Below are 2,431 nucleotides of genomic sequence, written 5' to 3'. Positions count from 1 at the left end.
TCGGCGTATGCGCAGGACACCTGGCGCATCACCGACCGGTTGACCGCGACATACGGCGTGCGCTGGGACCTGAATCCCCCGGTCGACTACCTCACCTTCCCGGTGTTTGCCATCGATCCGGACACCTGGAACCCAGCGGATGCGCGCACGATGAAGGTGCTGCCGCTGGGTGCCGCGACGTTTGAGACGCGCTGGGCGAACTTCGCGCCACGGCTCGGCTTGGCATACCAGCTCTCCCGCAGCAATCGCTGGGCGCGCGTGGTGCGCGCCGGCTATGGTGTCTTCTACGACAGCGGCGCCAATGCAGCCGCCACCGTGCAGGGACCTTATAGCGCGCGTTGCAACAACCTTGCCCCGTGCACCCTGCCGCCCTACACCGGCCCGGCCATCGCGACGGTGCCTTTCCCCGTCTCCGTGGCCAACCAGCGGTTTGTGGTTCCGCCGGTCTTCCCCGATCAGTTCACCTTCCCGATTTCGCAGGGGACCGACCAGTTGATTGACCCGCGCTTCAGCCTGCCCTACGTGCACGAGATGAACCTCACGCTCGAGCAGCAGATCGCGGGGCGGCAGAGCCTCGAAATTGGCTACGTCGGCGCGCTGGGCCGCCACCTCCTGGCGCCCGTGCTGTATCCCCCGAACAGGGTCAATCCTGCGTACCTGGGCAATGGCACCGTGGGCGATACCCTCACCGTGTTCCGCAATGCGGCCGACTCCGAGTATCACGCGCTGGTCACGAAATTCCAGCGGCAGTTTTCGCATGGGCTGGGGGCGATCGTCTCCTATACGTGGTCGCACTCCATCGACACACAGTCAACCGGCAACTCGGTCAACTTGAACGGTGTCTCCACGCAGGCATTCCTGCCGACGGCAGCGGAGTTGGCGGCAGGGCTGCCGTCCTTCCTGCGCCGCGCCAGCTCCGACTTCGATATCCGGCACAATTTCGGTTTTTCGGTTGTGTACGAGGCCCCGACGCCCCGCCAGCCGTTGGCGCGCGCGCTCCTCGGCCACTGGACGCTGGCGCCGATTTACCACTACCAGGGCGCCATGCCGCTCGACGTGATCGCCAACGCAACCGCCACCATCGGCGGCGCTACCGGTGTGGGGCAGCGGCCGATGCTGATCCCCGGTGTGCCGATTTATGTCACCGGGAGTGATTGCGTCGCGCAATACGCCGCTTCGGGTCGCGGCAGCATCTGTCCGGGAGGACGGGCGCTGAATGCCGCGCCGGTGAGCGCGAGCGCAGCGGCCTCTGTCGGCTGCCTCGCGCCCACCACCAGCAATGCCAAGGGGGCGTTCTGCACGCCGGCGCCGGTGGGCGGACAGGCCATCTCGGGCAATGCCGGACGCAACATTCTTCGCGGCTTCCCCCTGCAGGAGCTCGACTTCTCCGTGCACCGCGACTTTCCGTTCAAGGAGCGCTTCCGGCTGCGCTTCCAGGCTGACCTCTTCAACGTTTTCAATCATCCGAACTTCGGCCCGCCCGGGAGCAACGTTTCAGCCACCAACTTCGGCTTTAGCGGCGCAATGGCCAATTCGTTCCTGGGCGGGAGCTCTTCCAGCGGCGCGGGCTTTAACCCGGTGTTCAGCACCGGCGCGCCGCGCAACGCGCAGTTCGCGCTGAAGCTGTTCTTCTAGGAGAGTCGGCGACCCATGGATCCGGTGCGCGGCATGCTCTGCGGTGTGATTGCGATAGGGCTCGCGTCGGCGGCGACGGCGTCCGCGCAACAAGCTACGGACGCCTCGGCGCAAACGCGGCGCGCCGGCCTGCTCGCCGCCGCCATGCCGGCGCAAAACGCGGTCAGCATCTTCGAGGTCGGCGAGGAGAGCCGGCTCACGCTCAAGAAGGCCGTCAACGTGGGCATGGGCCCGGGACGGATGTGCTCCCGCTCCGGCACCCTCTACGTCGCCACCGCCGCCGGCGCCGTAGCCGTAGACCTGAAGACGCTCGCCGTCACCGGCAACTTTGCCGATCCGGCCATCAAGAGCATCTTCGGCTGCCTGGTCAGCCGCGACGGAGCCCGGCTGTACCTGATGGACCGCGACGCCAACCTCGTCTTTGTCTTCTCGACCAAGTCGCGCCAGCTGCTGAAGAAGCTCACCGTTCCTGAAGATCCGCGTTATGCCATCCTGACGCCCGACGGCAAGTCGGTGGTGGTTTCGTGCGGTGATGCCAACCAGCTGGCTCTGATCGACGCGGCGGCCGACACCGTGCAGCGCACCATCAGGACCATCGGCCTCGACCCGCGCAGCATGCTCATCACGCCCGACGGCAAGGACTTGGTCGTCGCACTGGTCTCGTCGGACATCCTGAGCTGGTACAAGGCTGACACGCTGGAGTACATCAACTCGTTCGGCGTGGCGCGCTCGCCGCAGCAGCTGGCCGTTGCGCCCGATGGCGACCGCATTTACGCCGGCGCGGCGAGCGAAGTCG

General features: G+C 66.5%; 2 protein-coding genes. Both read left to right on the top strand.

Annotation, left to right across the window (positions count from 1 at the left end; translation table 11 throughout):
- Positions 1-1,635 (top strand): TonB-dependent receptor (locus VFA60_11115; GenBank protein ID HZQ92334.1); only part of this gene is annotated, 1,635 nt, incomplete at its 5' end.
- Positions 1,636-1,650: 15 nt separating this feature from the next.
- Positions 1,651-2,431: hypothetical protein (locus tag VFA60_11110; GenBank protein ID HZQ92333.1), on the top strand; the 781-nt coding region annotated here is incomplete at its 3' end.

It is taken from the genome of Terriglobales bacterium, from assembly GCA_035651995.1.
In the GTDB taxonomy this organism is placed as follows: domain Bacteria; phylum Acidobacteriota; class Terriglobia; order Terriglobales; family Acidobacteriaceae; genus DASRER01.
This window is presented reverse-complemented; position numbering and strand designations above follow the sequence as displayed.